The organism is uncultured Alsobacter sp., from assembly GCF_945952055.1.
Lineage (GTDB): Bacteria > Pseudomonadota > Alphaproteobacteria > Rhizobiales > Beijerinckiaceae > Alsobacter.
Genome location: NZ_CAMFHB010000022.1, coordinates 1 through 17210, shown reverse-complemented (window position 1 = coordinate 17210; position 17210 = coordinate 1). Strand labels below are relative to the sequence as shown.

The window sequence follows — 17210 nt, the reverse complement described above, 5'->3', positions numbered from 1 at the left end:
TTGACTCTCGACCACCCTCCGCTCTCATCCAGCACATTGGGGGTGTCGGATGTGGGAAGCTGTTCGAGAATTCTTCAAGGACCCCATCGCGCAGATGGTGGGCGGAGCAGTTCTGAGCTTCGCGGCTGAGCGGATTGTTCGGTACTGGCCGCAAATTAGCGGGCCTTATCGGAAGACAATCGCAAAATTTCGAATCAAGGAGTTCAACGAGGATGTTCGTAGCCTTGTGAGCGGAACCCTAATTTACAGGTACCTTGATGTTGCTATCCTAATATTGATCTGGGGCATCACACTCCTGATCATTGTCGGTTCAATTGGTTACTACGAGAATGCGCCCATTCGCGAGTACGTGCTTCCGTTTGAGTATGCCAAGCTCGTACGGACTGTGGCACTGTTCGTTACCGTTCCCGCAGGCTTTATGGTGATGGCTGCCGGCCGTTGGGCGGTACGCAGGTGGCATCGGCTTCAAAGATTTTCCTCAAGTCCAAGTGAGCATAGGGCGGCGGAGCTATTGATCCTGCGGAAGCTGCAGCCCGATGTTCGAGACTCCGCTTTGCTTCAAATCCCAGAAGACGTACGCGAACGCTATAAGAGAGCCGCAAATCTTTCATGAGATCGGCCGCTATGCTTCATCGAGCCGTGCTCCCCATCTTGCAGTGCGCTGTGGGCACACAGTTAGAGTACAAGACCTGCGCCGACAGCCTCACATCAATTTCTTGATGGCCCGTTTCGCATCAGCGAGCCCCTTTTTGTTGCGAATGGTCTGGGCAACGAGGCTGCGGGCCTCGTTCGCGTCACAGCCGGCTGAGCGCAGTGCGAGCACGTATTGGAAGGCGCCCTCGTTGCGGCAGCCGCTGCTTACGGGCCGAGGTCAGGATCGAGGTCGACTTCTGCGAGAGCGCTGCCTGCAACTTCTGGAGTACTCGACCTGCTTGAGGTCAGCGTACCTGATCCGAACGAGAAGGCTCTGGGCCTTGGCCACTCCAAGAACGGTTCAGGACGCTCGTAGAAGGCCCTCTTGACCAGAGTCAGGAACTTGCGGGTCTCGGCCTTGTCCTGATCGATTCGGTACGTTATGGGTGTCCAGCCGGTGCGAAAAAAGCCCCTCGTGTAGAACAGGAAGGTGATCTTCTTGCCTCGCTCACAGTGGACGGCTGCGAGGATGACTATTGTTCGTCGGCCGAGCCCCCGCCAAGTGTTGAGGAACGCTTCACCGCGTCAGTGAGCCGGTCCTTGGTCTCCTCAAAAATCCAGTCCGAGGCCAACGCTGGATGCGCAGCGCAGCACGTCCACAACAGCGCGACGACGCGAACGAGCAAGTTCAAGGCCACCCCCAATACCAGTTACTTGCCTTTCGGCGGAGCTTTCGGCCGCCTGCGCGGCGGCGGATCATCCTGATGTTCATGGTCGCCGCGCCCAGAGGGGCGCCCGTAGATGCTGGTCATGGCGTCCAATACGCCTCTGTCATAGTCCCGCTCAGCATCGTCACTCTCGTGGCGCACTGTCTGCTCGCCCTTTTTGATGACGAAATTCCGCTCGGTCTTGACCATCGTCTTTGCCAAGGATGCCAATAGCGACTTATCTCGACTTTCCCTCGCAGCCTCAAACGCAAGAATAGCCATTTGTATGTTCGTAAGCTCATTGTGAAAGTATTTTAACTCAAACAAGCTGTACCTGTATAATCTGAGGAAAAAATACGCAAATACCTGCAAGAATAGAACGAATGAGAATCGCATCGCAAATCGTATGGCTGTTTGGACCCACGGCGTGTTTGGCTCTGTTTCGATGATCGTCTGCGTTACAAACCAGAATAACGCGGCCAATCCAAATAAACTTATGAATAGACCGATCAACAGGTTCAAATTGGCTCTCTTCTCAAGTGCGCTTATTTCGCCACGAAGCCTGTCTTGAAGATCCGATTGAAGGTACTTTATCGGCTCTCCTACCTTTTGATCGTGTCCGTTTTCCTCAGCCAACCTGCTCAAAGCGGATTCCAATGTCGCCCGCTCAGTCGCCGTTTTGCCGAGATTTTGTATGATAACTTCTGCCCTTTCAGCGTTGTATTTTGTCAACGTATGATACGCACGCAAAGCATCAAGATTTCTTAGGTAATCCGCTGCGTATTTCATCAGCGATATCAATATCGCCGACACCCCTAGCATTAACAATACGGACCTTATCCGCTCCAAAGATGGGTCTAGAGCGGCTGCTATTATCCCCACGCCAAAAGCTATTCCCATACTCGGCACAAGTGTCGACCGAGAACTCCTAAATTCTTTCCAAAACACCTTGAGTGGGTTCATCGAAAACTCCCCCTTAGCCCAACCCAATTCTGGCACGGCTGTAGGTTCGTTCGCTACAGGGTCGTCGGGACAAGCTGCCGGGGCTATCTGGCCAGATAAATAGCAGTGGGATGATGAGGACCAGACCCCAAGACCGATACCATGCCAAGAAGTGCACCGAGGTCCTCGGTCCTGATTGGCCGCAGGTCTATGGGCGCAATCCCACCACGGTCTACAACCGACACGTGATCGCTCCGCGCTTCAACAAGGCCATTCGGATGAGTCATGAAGACCAGCAGAAGCTCGACGAGCTTTGTCTGCTATTCGACTCTCCTGACGGGCTTCCAGACCCTTGGGCGTCACGTTGGTCATGTCGCCACCGACACGCTCCCCACGGGCCTTCTTGGCCTTGAGAGCCGCCTTCGTGCGGCTGCTGATCTGGGCAGCTTCGAACTCGGCCATGGCAGCGAGGATGTGGATGGTGAAGGGCGTAGCGTGGGGCTGATCGCAGGCCACGAAGTTGACCTTCGACTCCATGAGGTTGGCCACGAACGACACGCGACGCGAGAGTCTGTCGAGCTTGGCGATGAGCAGGGTCGCCTTGGCCTTGCGGCAGGCTTTCAGAGCGGCTGCGTATTGTGGGCGGTCGTCCTTGCGGCCACTCTCGACCTCGACGTATTCGGCGACGATCTCACCACCGTGCTGACGAGCGTGGGCTTCGACGATCTCCCGCTGAGCTTCGAGGCCGAGGCCCGACCGACCCTGCGACTGCGTCGAGACTCTCAGGTACGCGATGAACTTGGTCATTGGGACGGCCTTTCTGCTCACGTTTCACTTTCTCGCACGGTGGTGCCAAGCATCGACCTCCTCATCGAGGGCGAACGGTCAGGGCAGATGACGCCGGCCATGGCGTGGGCAGCGTTCGTCTCGATCTACAACTTCGATCAGGCGCAAGCTGGCGTAAACCTGCTGGCCCGAGGCGTGGCGCTGGCCGAGATCGACGGGGTCTACAAGGAGGTCTATGACGACCTCCGGGACGATGGGACCGAGAAGCTGTGAAGCGCCGCAATCCGATCAAGGGGACCTACAGGCGCCGGAAGCAGAAAGGGCATCCGCTGCGGCTGAGCCACCGGCTGCGTCTGGGCACCGTTCCTGCCGGGGCAACGCGGTTGCAGATCAAGGCGATCATGTTCGGCCGGAAGGGTGGCTCGGCCGACGTGACGGACCTGACTTCGTGGCAGTTCCCGGCCTTTCTCGACCGAGAATCGGCTCGAAGAGGCTGAAGGGCTGCGCCTGAAAACTGTGCCTAAAGGTGTGCCTATTCGGCCCGTTGCAGATCACTAAGCGCTTGAAATCGTTAAGTTTTTGAGATTGGCGCGGTCTACGGGAGTCGAACCCGTCTTTGCTGCGTGAAAGGCAGCCGTCCTAACCGATAGACGAAGACCGCTTCGGGCGCGTCAGCGCCGGAGTGAGCGGCTTATACGGGGCTTCGCGGCGTCGGACAAGCCCGATGGTGCGGGCATCCACGGCCGCCCGCGGGGCCTCGCATGTCGGGCCCAAAGGCTCTACAAGACGCCTCCCGTTCGCCCACTCAGCCTGCCGAGCCCGCCGCCCATGTCCACCGCCGAGGATCGGCCCCAAGCTTCGCCGCTGCCCGGCATTGGCCTGATGCTTCTGGGCATCCTGCTGTTCGTCCTCAACGACCTGATCGGCAAGTGGCTGGTGACCACCTATGGCGTGGGCCAGGTGCTGCTGATCCGCAGCATCGCCGCGCTGATCGTCCTGGCGCCGCTGATCCAGCGCGCCGGGTGGCGGCACGTGGCCATGCCGGCGCAGCCCGGATACCACCTCCTGCGCGTGCTGTTCGCGACGCTGGAAGTGTCGTGCTTCTACTGGGCCGTGGCCTACCTGCCGCTCGCCGACGTGGTGACGTTCTACCTGGCGGGGCCGATCTGGGTGACGGCGCTCGCCGGCCCGCTGCTGGGCGAAATCATCGGTTGGCGCCGCTGGACGGCCGTGCTGGTGGGGTTCGTCGGCGTCGTCGTCGCCATGCGGCCCACGTCGGCGGCGCTGGGACTGCCGGCGCTCGTGGCGCTCGGCGGCAGCTTCTTCTTCGCCCTGCTGATGATCATCACCCGCAAGGTGCGCGGCTGCGACGACATCACGCTCGTCACCTGGACGACGGTGGGGGCGATGGGGATGGGCGCCGTCACGGCTCCCTGGTCCTGGGTGACGCCCGGTCCGGGCGACCTCGTCCTGCTCGCCCTGCTCGGCGTCGTGGCGCTCGGCGGGCACATGTGCGTCAACAGGTCGCTGAAGCTCGCGCCGGCCGCCGTGGTCGTCCCCTACCAGTACACGCAGATCGTCTGGGCCGTGCTGTTCGGCTGGCTGGTCTTCGGCGACGTGCCGGAAACGGGCCTCTACGTGGGCTCCGCGATCATCGTCGGGGCGGGCCTCTACATCTTCATGCGCGAGCAGACGCTGGCGCGGCGCCCAGGCGCTTGAGCGCGGACCTCGCTTGGTTTCCTCAATCTCCTCATCCTGAGCCACGGCCCGCAGGGCCGTGAGTCGAAGGACGCACAAAGCTGCCACTTCACCACTCTGCGTCCTTCGACTCGGCCGCGTTGCGGCCGGCTCAGGATGAGGAGAAGAGAGGCGCTGAACGATTCACGAGCTCGACGCCCTCACGGCTTCGCCACGTCCGTCACGCGGATCTGGGCGCGTTCGCTGCCGTTCCAGCGGTTGATGCCGAGTTGGCCGGCCACGTGCACGACCTCGCCCTTCGCGCCGGAGAGCGCCTGGCCCAGCGGCTGGCCGACGGCGCGGAAGGCGATGCCGTCCACCGCCGCGCCATCGCGCGAGCGCAGCTTCAGGCGAAGATGCCCGCGGCCGACCTCGGCGGTCTCCACGAGCTGATGCGCGGGCAGGACGAAGGTGGGCTCGGGATGTCCCGAACCGAAGGGTCCGGCGGCCTCGATCCGGTGAATGAGCTCGGGCCTGACGCCCGCGGCCGTGAGCGCCGCGTCGATGGCGAGCGCCCGGTCGTCCCGCCATTCGGACACGCCCGCCGCGAGCCGTTCCTCGAGGAAGGCGTGCAGCGCCGGGATCCCGGCACTGGGCACGGTGACGCCGGCCGCCATGGCGTGCCCTCCCCCTTTCACCGCCAGCCCCGCATCCACGGCGGCGCGGACGGCGCGGCCCAGGTCGACGCCGGGCACGGAGCGGGCGGAGCCCGTGGCGAACCCGTCGGCGCCGATCGCCAGCGCCAGCGCCGGGCGCTGGAAGCGCTCCTTCAGGCGTGAGGCCACGAGGCCCACCACGCCCGGATGCCACGCGTCGGACCGCACGCAGACCAGGGAGCCCGCCTGTTCGTCGAGGCCGACCTGCAACAGCGCCTGGGCCTCGCCCTCGGCCACCATCGCCTGCTCGATGACCTGGCGCTCGCCGTTGAGCCGGTCCAGGTCGACGGCGATCCGGCCGGCCTCCGCGTCGTCGGGCGTGAGGAGGAGCTTCGCGCCCAGCGCGGCGTCGCCGATGCGGCCGCCCGCGTTGATCCGGGGACCGACCAGGAAGCCCAGGTCGTAGGGGCGCGGCGGCCCATCGAGGCGGGCCACGTCGGTGAGGGCGCGCAGGCCCGGGCGCCCGCGCTGGCGCATCACGGCGAGCCCCTGGCGCACGAAGGCCCGGTTGAGGCCGGTGAGCGGCACGACGTCGGCCACCGTGGCGAGCGCCACGATGTCGAGCGCGGCCATCAGGTCGGGCGCCGGCCGCGACTGCCAGAACCCGCGACGGCGCAGCTCCCTGTTGAGCGCGACCAGCGCGACGAAGACGACGCCGGCGGCGCACAGGGCACCGAGCCCCGACAGGTCGTCCTGCCGGTTCGGATTGACGATGGCGACCGCCTCCGGAAGTTGCTCGGGCGCCTGGTGGTGGTCGAGGACGACCACGTCCATGCCCAGCGCCTTCGCCTCGGCGAACGGCTCGTGGCTGGTGGTGCCGCAATCCACCGTGACCAGCAGCGTCGCGCCGCGGCGGGCAAGACCGCGGATCGCCTCGACGTTGGGGCCGTAGCCCTCCACCAGCCTATCGGGGATGTGCAGGTGCCAGGGCGTGCCGCAGGCGTCGAGGAAGCCGCCGAGGAGGGCCGAGGAACAGGCGCCGTCGACGTCGTAGTCGCCGAAGACGGCGATGGTCTCGCCGCGCGTGACGGCGTCCGCGAGGCGCCCCGTGGCGGCCTCCATGTCGACCAGCGTGAAGGGCTCGGGCAGGAGCGTGCGCAGCTTCGGGTCGAGGAAGGCCTCGACCTGCCCGGTCTCGACGCCACGGCCGGCGAGCACGCGCGCCACGACGTCGTCCAGGCCATGATGCTGGACCATCGTCAGCGCGCTGGCGCGGGCCGCGTCGTCCAGGCGATCGCGCCAGCGGCGGCCGGTGAGCGAGCGCTCGACGCCGAGGAAGGAGCGGGTCATGCCTCCCGATAGCGCCGGAGCAGGTGATTTGTCACCCGGGCCGGATCAACCGGGGCGGGTTCTGCACCGGATTCGGGGGAAGGAATGCTCGCTCTCCGCGTTCTGCCCGGGCACCGGCCCTCCGAGATTCACACATCTGGTTCTCGCTGGCTGAGCGCGGTTTCCCTCCCCTGCAGGGGAGGGTGGATCGCGCGAAGCGCGAGACGGGTGGGGACGGTGCGGCAGGCGTTTGTACGACGACAGGACCGGCCCCGACTTGACCGCCTCGTTCTTCGCCGCGGTCCCCACCCGTCAGCCGCTGCGCGGCTGCCACCCTCCCCTGCAGGGGAGGGAGAGCGCCCTTCCCCCGATTTCGCATCAGAAGTGTGCATGCCGAAGGGCACCGGCCCGGCCATGACGGCGGAGAGATCGGCCCCTTTGTCGGCTAGGCTCAGTCGAGCCGGAACTTCTCGAACTCGCGGTGCTCGGCCTGGATCTTGCGGACGGTGCCGGTGATCGAGCGGTAGACGATGGTCTCCGTCTCGATCACGTCGCGGCCGAAGCGCACGCCGGCGAGCAGCGCGCCGTCGGTGACGCCGGTGGCCGACACGATCACGTCGCCATCGGCGAGCTCGGTCATCGAGTACTTCCGCTTCGGATCGGTGATGCCCATGGTGCGGGCGCGTTCGACCTTTTCCTGCGTGTCGAGGATCAGGCGACCCTGCATCTGCCCGCCCACGCAGCGCAGCGCCGCGGCGGCCAGCACGCCCTCGGGGGCGCCGCCGATGCCGAGATAGAGGTCGATGCCGGTCTTCTCCTGCATCGTCGTGAAGATCACGCCCGCCACGTCGCCGTCGGTGATGAGGCGGATCGAGGCGCCGGTCTTGCGCACGGCGGCGATCAGGTCGGCATGGCGCGGCCGGTCCATGATCAGCACGTTGAGCTCGTGCGGCTTCACGCCCTTGGCCTTGGCCAGCGCGTTGACGTTGTCGATCGGCGCGGCGTCGAGATCGACGACGCCCTCGGGATAGCCCGGGCCGATGGCGATCTTGTCCATGTAGACGTCGGGGGCGTAGAGCAGCGAGCCGGCCTGGGCCATGGCCATGACGGCGATGGCGCCCGGCATGTCCTTGGCGCACAGGGTGGTGCCTTCCAGCGGGTCGACGGCGATGTCGACCTTCGGCCCGGAGCCGTTGCCCACCTTCTCGCCGATGAACAGCATCGGCGCCTCGTCGCGCTCGCCTTCGCCGATCACGATGGTCCCGTCGATGGGCAGCTTGTTGAGCTCGCGGCGCATGGCGTCGACCGCCGCCTGGTCCGCGGCCTTCTCGTTCCCGTGGCCGCGCAGGCGGGCGGCCGACACGGCGGCGCGCTCGGTCACCCGCACCAGCTCCATCGAGAGGACGCGCTCGATGACGTCCTTCTGTTTGACGTTCAGGTCGGTGGTCGTGCTCATGACGGTCTCCCCGGTGCGGTCGAAAGGGTCAATCGAGGTCGCGCTCGATGCGGATCAGCTGGGCCGGCTCGGCGATGTGGCCGTCGGCCAGCACCGCGTCGAGGGCAGCGCGGATCGCGGCCTCGGTGGTGGCGTAGGTGATGAGGACGACCGGAACGGGCGTGCCCGAACGGCCGCTGCGGTCCGTCGAGGCGCCGGACGGCCGGCGCTGGACGATGCTCTCGAGGGAAATCTGCTTCTCGGCCATGCGGGTCGCGATGCCCGCGGCGGCGCCCGGCCGGTCGAGCGCCGAGAGCCGGATGTAGTAGCCACCCTCGTGGCGCTGCATGGGCATGCGCTCGGCCTTTTCCAGCGAGGCCGAGGGCCGGCCGAACGGAGCCACGGTGACGCCGCGCGCCACGTCCACGAGGTCGGACATGACCGAGGAGGCAGTGGCGTTGCCGCCGGCTCCCGGGCCCACCAGCGTGAGCTCACCGACGGCGTCGGCCGACACGGTGACGGCGTTGGTCACGCCCATCACCTGCGCGATCGGCCGCGTCTTCGGCACCATGGTGGGGTGCACCCGCTGCTCGATGCCCGTGGCCGTGCGCTCGGCGACGCCCAGGAGCTTGATCCGATAGCCGAGGTCGTCGGCCATCTTCAGGTCGAGCGGCGTGATGGCGCTGATGCCCTCCACGTGGATGGCGTCGGCATCGATCTCCACGCCGAAGGCGAGGCTCGTCAGCACCGCGAGCTTGTGGGCGGTGTCGAAGCCGCCCACGTCGAAGGTCGGGTCGGCCTCCGCGTAGCCAAGGCGCTGGGCATCGGCGAGCACCTCGGCGAAGCCGAGGCCCTCCAGCTCCATCCGGGATAGGATGTAGTTGCAGGTGCCGTTCAGGATGCCCGACACGCGGGTGATGGCGTTTCCGGCGAGCGACTCCCGCAGCGCCTTGACGATCGGGATGCCGCCGGCGACGGAGGCCTCGAAGAACAGCCCGGCGCCCTTGGCCTCGGCCAGCGCGGCCAGGGCGGCCCCGTGGCGCGCCAGCAGGGCCTTGTTGGCCGTCACGACGGCGCGCCCGGCCCCGAGCGCGGCCTCGACGGTGGCCTTGGCGGGCCCGTCCGAACCGCCCATCAGTTCGACGACGCAGTCGATGCCAGGCGCGCGCGCCAGGGCAACCGGATCGTCGAACCATTCGAGCGAGGTCAGGTCGACGCCGCGGTCACGGCGGCGGTCGCGCGCGGACACGGCGACCACCTCGAGCGGGCGGCCCGCCCGGGCGGCGATGGAGGCGGCGTTGCGGCGCAGCAGGTCGACGGTGGCGGCGCCGACGGTCCCGAGGCCGGCGATGCCGATGCGAAGCGGTTCAGCCATGAGTTCGTCCCGGATCCTGCTCAGCCTCGCGCCGACAGAGGCACGACGTTGTGCAGCGTCCGGTCCGCGGTGTCGAAGAAGCGGCGGATGTTGCGCGCCGCCTGACGAATGCGCTGTTCGTTCTCGACCATGGCGATGCGCACATAATCGTCCCCGTGCTCGCCGAAGCCGATGCCAGGCGCCACGGCGACCGAGGCCTTCTCGACGAGGAGCTTGGAGAACTCCAGGCTGCCGAGTTCACGGAAGGGCTCGGGGATCTTCACCCAGGCGAACATCGAGGCGTTCGGCGCGGGGAAGTCCCAGCCGGCCTTGCCGAAGCTGTCGACTAGCGCGTCGCGCCGCTTGCGGTAGACTTCCCGCATCTCGCGGATGCAGTCGTCCGGGCCGTTGAGGGCGGCGGACGCCGCCACCTGAATCGGCGTGTAGGCGCCGTAGTCCAGATAGGACTTCACGCGGGCCAGCGCCGCCAGCAGCCGCTCGTTGCCGACGGCAAATCCCATGCGCCAGCCGGCCATCGAGAACGTCTTCGACATCGAGGTGAACTCGACGGTCACGTCCATGGCGCCCGGCACCTGCAGCACGGAGGGGGGCGGATCCTTCTCGTCGAAATAGACCTCGGCATAGGCGAGGTCCGACAGCAGGATGAGTTCGTGCTTCTTCGCGAAGGCGACCAGGTCCTTGTAGAAGTCGAGCGAGGCGACGTAGGCGGTCGGGTTCGCCGGGTAACAGGTGACGAGCGCGATCGGCTTGGGGATCGAGTGGATCACCGAACGCTCGAGCGCGCGGAACATCTCCTCGTTCGGCTCGGCCGGCACGGAGCGGACGACGCCGCCCGCCATCAGGAAGCCGAAGGCGTGGATCGGGTAGCTGGGGTTGGGCACCAGCACCACGTCGCCCGGCGAGGTGATGGCCTGCGCCATGTTGGCGAAGCCTTCCTTCGAGCCCAGCGTGGCGATGACCTGCGTGTCGGGGTTCAGCTTCACGCCGAAGCGGCGCTCGTAGTAGCCGGCCTGGGCGCGGCGAAGGCCGCCGATGCCCTTGGAGGCCGAATAGCGGTCGGTGCGCGGCTTGCCCGCCGTCTCCACCAGCTTCTCGATGACGTGCTTGGGCGCCGCCAGGTCGGGATTTCCCATGCCGAGGTCGATGATGTCGGCGCCGCCGTTGCGGGCCTGGGCCTTGATCCGGTTCACCTGCTCGAAGACGTACGGCGGAAGGCGCCGGATGCGGTGAAAATCGGTCGTCATGGGCCCTGTTCCTCCGGCCATCGATGTCCGCCACACGAAGCGATGCTCCCGCGGCGTCGGTGCGGGGCCTATAGCACCGCAAGCGGCGCATGGGCAGCCCCGTTCCCCTTTTTCGCCTCAGGACTTGCTCTGGTCGGCTTTCGCCTTGCCGGCCGGGGCGGGCGTCGGCTTCGGCTTGGCGGGGATCAGGAAGCGATCGGACCCGCGTGGCGCCGGGGTGGACTTGGTCTCGCTGGCGGCGGACTTGAACTTGTCGCCCGAGGGGGCCCGGCCGGAGGCGGCGTTGTGGCGCTGCAGCGTGCCTTCGAGATCGGCCTCCATGGCCTTGATCTCCTCCGGCGTCTTGGCCTTCAGCGGGCGGGCCGGCGGCGTCACGCCCACCGGCATGAAGTCTGCATCGGGCCTGCGTGTCTGCTTCACGAAGTCCTTCGGCTCGGGGGTTGTCGTCGCGAAGCCGGTGATCTCGGCGGCACCGCGAATGGGCGCCTTGACCGCACTGGTGACCGAATCGCCGGCCTGGGAACAGCCGGCGCCGGCAAACGCGCTGACCGCGACCGCGGCGAGTGCGAAGGCGGCGTGGCGCATCCCCGACGCGGCGCGGGTCGCCGTGCGCGTGCGGAGGGTCTCGTGGGCGGTGGCGCGCTCCATGGGCGTGTCCTCAAAGACGTCGTCGTCTTGCTGCAATGCAATGCGGTTGTCTATGCCGTTCGACGAATTTCGGTGGGCCGGGCCGCGGGGTAGAGAGTTATTATGGTAGAAACGAGATCGAGCGGGCAAGAAAAGCTCGGACAGAGGAAACGCACCGTATGAAGGCGGCCAAGACGATCAGCACATCGGCGAAGCGCGGTCGAGCCGCTGTCGCGAAGGAGCGCGCCGAAACGGCCTCCAAGCGCAAGGCCGCCGAGGCCGTCGTGGCTTCGCCGCGGAGCAAGGCCGCGGCCAAGGCGCCCGCCGCGCCTGCCAAGCCGTCGCAGACCCAAGGAAAGCCGTCGCAGACAAAGGGAAAGCCGTCGCTGGGCAAGGGCAAGCGGCCGCAGGCAAGCGGAAAGCCGACACAAGCGCTCGCCAAGCCCCCGAAGGCCGCGGGGCGGAGCGAAGCCGCCCCCCGAACGGCCGGCGCCAGGGCGGTTGCGGGCAAGCCCGCCGCACGGACGGTCGCGCCTCCGCCGCCCCGGTCCGCGACGAAGGCCCAGGCCAAGACCCGCGTGACGGAGCCGGCGCCAAAGGCTCCTGCCCGCGCCCCCAGGTCGACCACTGCGGCCCCGGCCAAGGCGCCCCGGGGCCCGGCCAAGGGTGCAAAGCCTTCAAGCGCCAAAGCCGCGAGTGCCAAAGCTGCAACGGCGAAAGCTGCCGCCGCGAAGCCCACGCCGGCTCCGCAGCCCGCCCGCGCGGCCGCGCCGAAGCCCCCTGCCCCCGCCCGGCGGGCCACGCCCACCATGGATCAACCGGCGCCCGCGCCGCGCCTCGAGATCCCCCTGACGGCCAAGCCGGCATCGCCGCCGCCCGCCTCTCCTGCGCCGGCGCCCAGGCCGGCCGAGGGCGGGTCGCAGAAACAGGACGGGGCCGGTGGCGTTCCGCCCCTGCCGGACCTGGAGGCGCTCGCCGCCAACTCGGCCCGGCTCATCGAGGAAATGGGGCGGGCGACCGCCGCGGCCCTCAAGCCCGTCGAGGAAGGGCGCGCGAAGCCCGGCGTCTCCGACGAGGTGAGCGACATGGTGAAGACGCTCGGCCAGGTGGTCGAGCACTGGGCCATGGATCCGCAGCGGGTGGTCATGTCCCAGACCACGCTGACCAAGGGGTTCCTCGACCTCTGGACGAACACCATGCGCCGGCTCAACGGCGAGGAGATCGCACCGGTGGCCGCGCCCGAGCCGTCCGACCGGCGGTTCAAGGATCCGGAGTGGACGGCCAACCCGGTCTTCGACTTCATCAAGCAGGCCTATCTCCTGACCTCGCGCTGGGCCGAGCATCTGGTCCAGGAGGCCGACGGGGTCGACGCGCACACCAAGCACAAGGCCGAGTTCTACGTCCGCCAGCTCGCCAGCGCGCTCGCGCCGACGAACTTCGTGGCGACCAACCCAGAGCTCCTGCGCACGACCTTCAAGGAGAACGGCGAGAACCTCGTCCGGGGCATGAAGATGCTCGCGGAGGACATCGAGGCCGGCAAGGGCACCCTCAAGCTGCGCCAGACGTCGGAAGGCAATTTCGCCGTCGGCCAGAACATGGCCACGACCCCGGGCAAGGTCATCTTCCGCAACGACCTGATCGAGCTCATCCAGTACGAGCCGACGACGGAGAAGGTCTACAAGCGGCCCCTGCTGATCGTGCCGCCCTGGATCAACAAGTTCTACATCCTCGATCTGAACGCGGAGAAGTCATTCATCCGCTGGGCGGTGAGCCAGGGACTGACCGTGTTCGTCATCTCCTGGGTCAATCCCGACGAGCGCCAGGCCAAGAAGAGCTTCGAGGACTACATGCGCGAGGGCATCTTCGCCGCCCTCGAGGCGGTGAAGGAGTCGACGGGCGAGGAGAACGTCACGGCCATCGGCTACTGCGTGGGCGGCACCCTGCTCTCCGTCACGCTGGCCTACATGGCGGCGATCGGCGACCGGCGGATCGAGAGCGCGACGCTGTTCACCACCCAGGTCGACTTCACCCACGCGGGCGACCTCGCGGTGTTCGTCGACGAGGACCAGATCAAGAGCCTGGAAGACCGCATGTATGCCCGCGGCTACCTCGAGGGATCCTCGATGGCCTCGGCCTTCAACATGCTGCGGCCCAACGACCTCATCTGGCCCTATGTGGTCAACGTGTATTTGAAGGGCGAGAGCCCGTTCCCGTTCGACCTCCTCTACTGGAACTCCGATTCCACGCGGATGCCGGCGGCCAATCACTCGTTCTACCTGCGCAACTGCTATCTCACGAACCGCCTAGCCAAGGGCGAGATGGAGATCGCCGGCGAGAAGCTCGACCTCGGGAAGGTGAAGATCCCGATCTACAACCTCGCCGCCCGGGAGGACCACATCGCCCCCGCCAAGTCGGTGTTCAAGGGCTCGAAGTGCTTCGGCGGGCCGGTCACCTACGTGCTGGCCGGCTCTGGGCACATCGCCGGCGTCGTGAACCCGGCCGGAAAGCCGAAGTACCAGTATTGGACGGGCGGCAAGGTCGAAGGAACGCTCGACCAGTGGATCGCCAACGCCTCGGAGCACCCGGGCACCTGGTGGCCGCACTGGATGGAGTGGATCCGCGCCCAGGCCCCTGCCCTCGTCAAGGCCCGCGAGCCCGGCGGCGGCAAGCTCAAGCCCCTGTGCGACGCGCCGGGGACCTACGTGAAGGTCAGGGCCTGAGACCGGTAGTCTCTCGCATCGTCAAGAGGCAAAGAGCTCCCCCTCTTGCCGTCCTGCCCGGGCTCGGCCCGGGCATCCACGACTTTGCCGGGGACAAGCGTAAGTCGTGGGTGGCCGGGCCGAGCCCGGCCATGACGCGGAGAGATCCAGGTCGAGAGGAGACCGACGGCCTCAGTACTTCGCCTTTACCGGCAGGACGCCGATCGGCTTCGACGGGTCGTCCCAGCGGAACTTCCAGGCGACCGCGACGATGTCGACATGCGCGTCGACCTTGCCGATGAGCGAGCCGAGCAGCGGGTTGTAGGTCGGGTTGCCGGGCGCGATGGCCACCCGCGTGCTCTGCGGGAAGATGTGGGTGTAGCCGACGTCGAAGGAGACGCGGTTGCTCCAGGTGTAGGTGGCGCCGAGCGAGGCCCAGATCCGGTCGTTGTCGGGCAGGCGCAGGTTGCGGGTGCGGTCCTCGATCGGCGAGACCTCGTAGCCCAGGCCGGCGCGCACGGTCCATTCCGGGTTCACGACGTATTCGCCGCCGATGGAGAAGAACCAGCCGTCCTTGTAGTCGAGCGGCAGGGCCGGGACCGCCGCGAGCTGGGCGCCGGTGAGCTGGTTGTAGACCCGCGGGAAGCCGAGGCGGCTCCAGTTGGTCCATTCGACGCCAGCCAGCGCGGTGAAGCGCTCGCCAATCTGCTGGCGCACGCCCAGGGTGAGTTGCTCCGGCAGCAGGGCGTTGGCCTTGAAGGGCACGACCCCGAGATTGGACGTGAAGTTCCCGGAGAGCTGCTGCTCGACCGCGGAGCGGAAGCCGATGCCGATGCTGGTGCCCGGCATGGGCGTGAAGGTCGCGCCGAGCGCGTAGCCGATGCCCACGTCGTCGCCCTCGAGCGTGGGGGCGCCGAGCGCGCCGCCGGTGACCGAGGCGTACTTCACCTTGAAGCCCATCACCCGCAGGCTGGCGCCGAAGGACAGCATGTCGTTGACGCGGTAGCCGATCGTCGGAGCCGCCTCGATCGACATCACCTTGGTCGTGTTGCCGTAGGTGCGCCCCGGGAAGGTGGCATCCGGCTTGGTCACGAGGCCGAACGGGGTCGTCAGCTGGTAGCCGAGCCAGATGGCGTCGTTGAGTTGCCATGACCCGTAGCTCGACCCCAGCAGCGCGTCCTGCCCGACGTCGCCGCTCGTCGATCCACGATACGGCAGCGACGAGGACCCCTGGTCCTTGAACTTGGCGTAGGGCGAAATTCCACTCAGCGTCGTGCTGGTCTGGAGGCCGGGGTTCATGGTGATGGTGGCCGGGTTCCAGAACATGGAGCCCAGGCCCGCCCCGCCCGCCGCGGCGCCGGCGAAGGAAAGCCCCTGCCCCACGGCGCTCTGCTCCCGCAATCCGAAGGATCCGGCCTGCGCCGTGGTGGCTCCGGCGAGAGCGATCAGGGAAACGCCGGCCGCGAAGGCGGCGCGTGTCGACGACGAGAAACGATTGGACATGAAAAAGATCCTCGACCCTCTGGTGGCTTCTGCGAGCCTTCGTGAACTGTGATTACATTCTGGTAGAGTCGCATCAAGAGCAGGCATCCGGGCGCTTTCGGCCGCTGGAACGCCCCAAATGGCCCGATTTGCCCAGATTTGGTGCAGCAATGTGCATATATCTGCATTTTGTGGACAGTTCAGGCGTGAACGATCAAGTCGTGCGAGCAGCTTGGTCAGGTGTACGCGCCAATCGTGCAGGTGCATCGCGCACTTCACGGCGGGACATTGTAAAAATGTGACACTCGGCCCGCGCAGACCCGTTCTACCGGGAGCGGACTTGCCGACCGGCCATGATCCAGCCAATCTTCCGACAACGAGCGGATTTCAAACGATTTAGGCCGTTCGCAACAACTGTGCAGCAACGAGGAAACCCCATGAAATTCGTTCGGTTTGGTCAGCCCGGCGCGGAGAAGCCCGGCATCGTCGACGCCCAGGGCGGCATCCGCGACCTGTCCGCCCACGTTCCGGATCTGGCCGGGGCTGCGCTCGATCCGGCGAACCTCGTCCGGCTCGGCAAGATCGATCCGGCGTCCCTGCCCCTCGTGCCCGCCGGAACGCGGCTCGGCAGCTGCGTGGCCCGTCCGGGCAACTTCATCGCCGTCGGCCTGAACTATGCCGACCACGCCGCGGAGACCGGCGCGGCGATCCCGCCCGAGCCGATCCTGTTCAACAAGACCCCCAACTGCATCCAGGGCCCCGACGACGTCATCGTCATTCCGAAGAACTCGAAGAAGACCGACTGGGAAGTCGAGCTCGCCGTGGTGATCGGCAAGACCGCTCTCTACATCGACGAGAAGGACGCGCTGTCCCACGTCGCGGGCTTCTGCGTCTGCAACGACATCTCCGAGCGCGAATTCCAGGCCGAGCGCGGTGGCCAGTGGATGAAGGGCAAGGGCTCGCCCACCTTCGGCCCGGTCGGCCCGTGGCTGGTGACCACCGACGAGGTCAAGGATCCGCAGGACCTCGGCATGTGGCTCGAGCTGAACGGCAAGAAGGTCCAGAACGGCTCGACCAAGACGATGATCTACGGCGTCGCTTTCACGATCGCCTACATCTCGCAGTTCCTGCAGCTGGATCCCGGCGACATCATCACCACCGGCACGCCTCCCGGCGTCGGCCTCGGCATGAAGCCGCCGGTGTTCCTGAAGGCCGGCGACACCATGCGCGTCGGCATCGACGGCCTCGGCGTGCAGAACCAGAAGGTCATCGCCTGGCAGGGCTGAGGACGCACTGAGAGGTCCTGCGTCCTTCGACACGGCCGCTGCGCGGCCTGCTCAGGACGAGGAAGAGTGTTGAGTTTCAACAACAAAGGCCCCGATCTTCAAGGATCGGGGCCTTTTTCTCTTCGTCCACTCTGATCCTGGTCCTGACAGGATGTGAGACTTCCTCCAAACCAGCCACCAAAGCCCCTCATCCTGAGCCACGGCCCGCAGGCCGTGAGTCGAAGGACGCACCATCTCGTCGCTGCACGGTCCTGCGTCCTTCGACTCGGCCGCTGCGCGGCCGGCTCAGGATGGAGACCTTTGCGCGAAGACACTGCGAGTGATGTGGCTCA

At 66.5% G+C, this 17210-nt stretch carries 14 protein-coding genes and 1 tRNA gene; 6 read left to right on the top strand and 9 right to left on the bottom strand.

The window, feature by feature from the left end:
- Positions 1 to 49 precede the first annotated feature (49 nt).
- A complete protein-coding gene (locus Q0Q47_RS16615) occupies positions 50 to 613 on the top strand; it encodes a hypothetical protein (protein ID WP_293862224.1) in 564 nt (187 codons plus the stop codon).
- A 730-nt stretch (positions 614 to 1343) separates the two neighbouring features.
- Here the strand turns inward: Q0Q47_RS16615 and Q0Q47_RS16610 are convergent.
- Positions 1344 to 2303, bottom strand: coding sequence for a hypothetical protein (locus Q0Q47_RS16610; RefSeq protein WP_293862221.1), 960 nt, complete (start codon positions 2301 to 2303; stop codon positions 1344 to 1346).
- Between the two features lie 240 nt (positions 2304 to 2543).
- Positions 2544 to 3089 carry a recombinase family protein gene (locus tag Q0Q47_RS16605; protein WP_293862218.1) on the bottom strand — a complete coding sequence of 182 codons (546 nt, stop codon included), beginning with the start codon at positions 3087 to 3089 and terminating at the stop codon, positions 2544 to 2546.
- 99 nt (positions 3090 to 3188) lie between these two features.
- Here Q0Q47_RS16605 and Q0Q47_RS16600 point away from each other — a divergent pair, with 99 nt between their 5' ends.
- The gene (locus Q0Q47_RS16600) at positions 3189 to 3341 is read left to right on the top strand and encodes a hypothetical protein (RefSeq protein WP_293862216.1); all 153 of its coding nucleotides are present in this window, start codon (positions 3189 to 3191) and stop codon (positions 3339 to 3341) included.
- A complete protein-coding gene (locus Q0Q47_RS16595; RefSeq protein WP_293862214.1) occupies positions 3338 to 3565 on the top strand; it encodes a hypothetical protein in 228 nt (75 codons plus the stop codon). Before Q0Q47_RS16600 ends, Q0Q47_RS16595 begins: the two co-directional genes overlap by 4 nt.
- Positions 3566 to 3654: 89 nt before the next feature.
- Here the strand turns inward: Q0Q47_RS16595 and Q0Q47_RS16590 are convergent.
- Positions 3655 to 3729 (bottom strand) — tRNA-Glu (locus Q0Q47_RS16590).
- Between the two features lie 167 nt (positions 3730 to 3896).
- On the opposite strand from Q0Q47_RS16590, the gene Q0Q47_RS16585 reads away from it, so the two are divergent.
- Complete coding sequence (locus Q0Q47_RS16585) at positions 3897 to 4787, top strand: DMT family transporter (protein WP_293862212.1); 891 nt, start codon at positions 3897 to 3899, stop codon at positions 4785 to 4787.
- A gap of 179 nt (positions 4788 to 4966) precedes the next feature.
- On the opposite strand, the gene recJ is transcribed toward Q0Q47_RS16585, so the two are convergent.
- The 5 genes from recJ to Q0Q47_RS16560 all read right to left on the bottom strand — a co-directional run bounded on the left by recJ (position 4967) and on the right by Q0Q47_RS16560 (position 11432).
- Positions 4967 to 6751, bottom strand: coding sequence for a single-stranded-DNA-specific exonuclease RecJ (gene recJ, locus Q0Q47_RS16580; protein ID WP_293862210.1), 1785 nt, complete (start codon positions 6749 to 6751; stop codon positions 4967 to 4969).
- 430 nt (positions 6752 to 7181) lie between these two features.
- Entirely contained in the window at positions 7182 to 8186 is a 1005-nt protein-coding gene (gene glpX, locus Q0Q47_RS16575) for a class II fructose-bisphosphatase (protein ID WP_293862208.1), read from the bottom strand.
- A gap of 28 nt (positions 8187 to 8214) precedes the next feature.
- Positions 8215 to 9540: a homoserine dehydrogenase gene (locus Q0Q47_RS16570; RefSeq protein ID WP_293862206.1), complete on the bottom strand. Its 1326-nt coding sequence runs from the start codon at positions 9538 to 9540 to the stop codon at positions 8215 to 8217.
- A 20-nt stretch (positions 9541 to 9560) separates the two neighbouring features.
- Positions 9561 to 10784: an LL-diaminopimelate aminotransferase gene (locus Q0Q47_RS16565; protein WP_293862204.1), complete on the bottom strand. Its 1224-nt coding sequence runs from the start codon at positions 10782 to 10784 to the stop codon at positions 9561 to 9563.
- A gap of 117 nt (positions 10785 to 10901) precedes the next feature.
- On the bottom strand, positions 10902 to 11432 hold the full coding sequence (locus Q0Q47_RS16560; RefSeq protein WP_293862202.1) for a hypothetical protein: 531 nt from the start codon (positions 11430 to 11432) through the stop codon (positions 10902 to 10904).
- Positions 11433 to 12220: 788 nt separating this feature from the next.
- On the opposite strand from Q0Q47_RS16560, the gene Q0Q47_RS16555 reads away from it, so the two are divergent.
- Positions 12221 to 14131, top strand: coding sequence for a class I poly(R)-hydroxyalkanoic acid synthase (locus Q0Q47_RS16555; protein WP_293862201.1), 1911 nt, complete (start codon positions 12221 to 12223; stop codon positions 14129 to 14131).
- A 171-nt stretch (positions 14132 to 14302) separates the two neighbouring features.
- On the opposite strand, the gene Q0Q47_RS16550 is transcribed toward Q0Q47_RS16555, so the two are convergent.
- Positions 14303 to 15613, bottom strand: coding sequence for an OmpP1/FadL family transporter (locus tag Q0Q47_RS16550; RefSeq protein WP_293862200.1), 1311 nt, complete (start codon positions 15611 to 15613; stop codon positions 14303 to 14305).
- A 416-nt stretch (positions 15614 to 16029) separates the two neighbouring features.
- On the opposite strand from Q0Q47_RS16550, the gene Q0Q47_RS16545 reads away from it, so the two are divergent.
- Positions 16030 to 16878, top strand: a complete 849-nt coding sequence (locus Q0Q47_RS16545; RefSeq protein ID WP_293862198.1) for a fumarylacetoacetate hydrolase family protein — start codon at positions 16030 to 16032, stop codon at positions 16876 to 16878.
- The last annotated feature ends 332 nt before the right edge of the window (positions 16879 to 17210 follow it).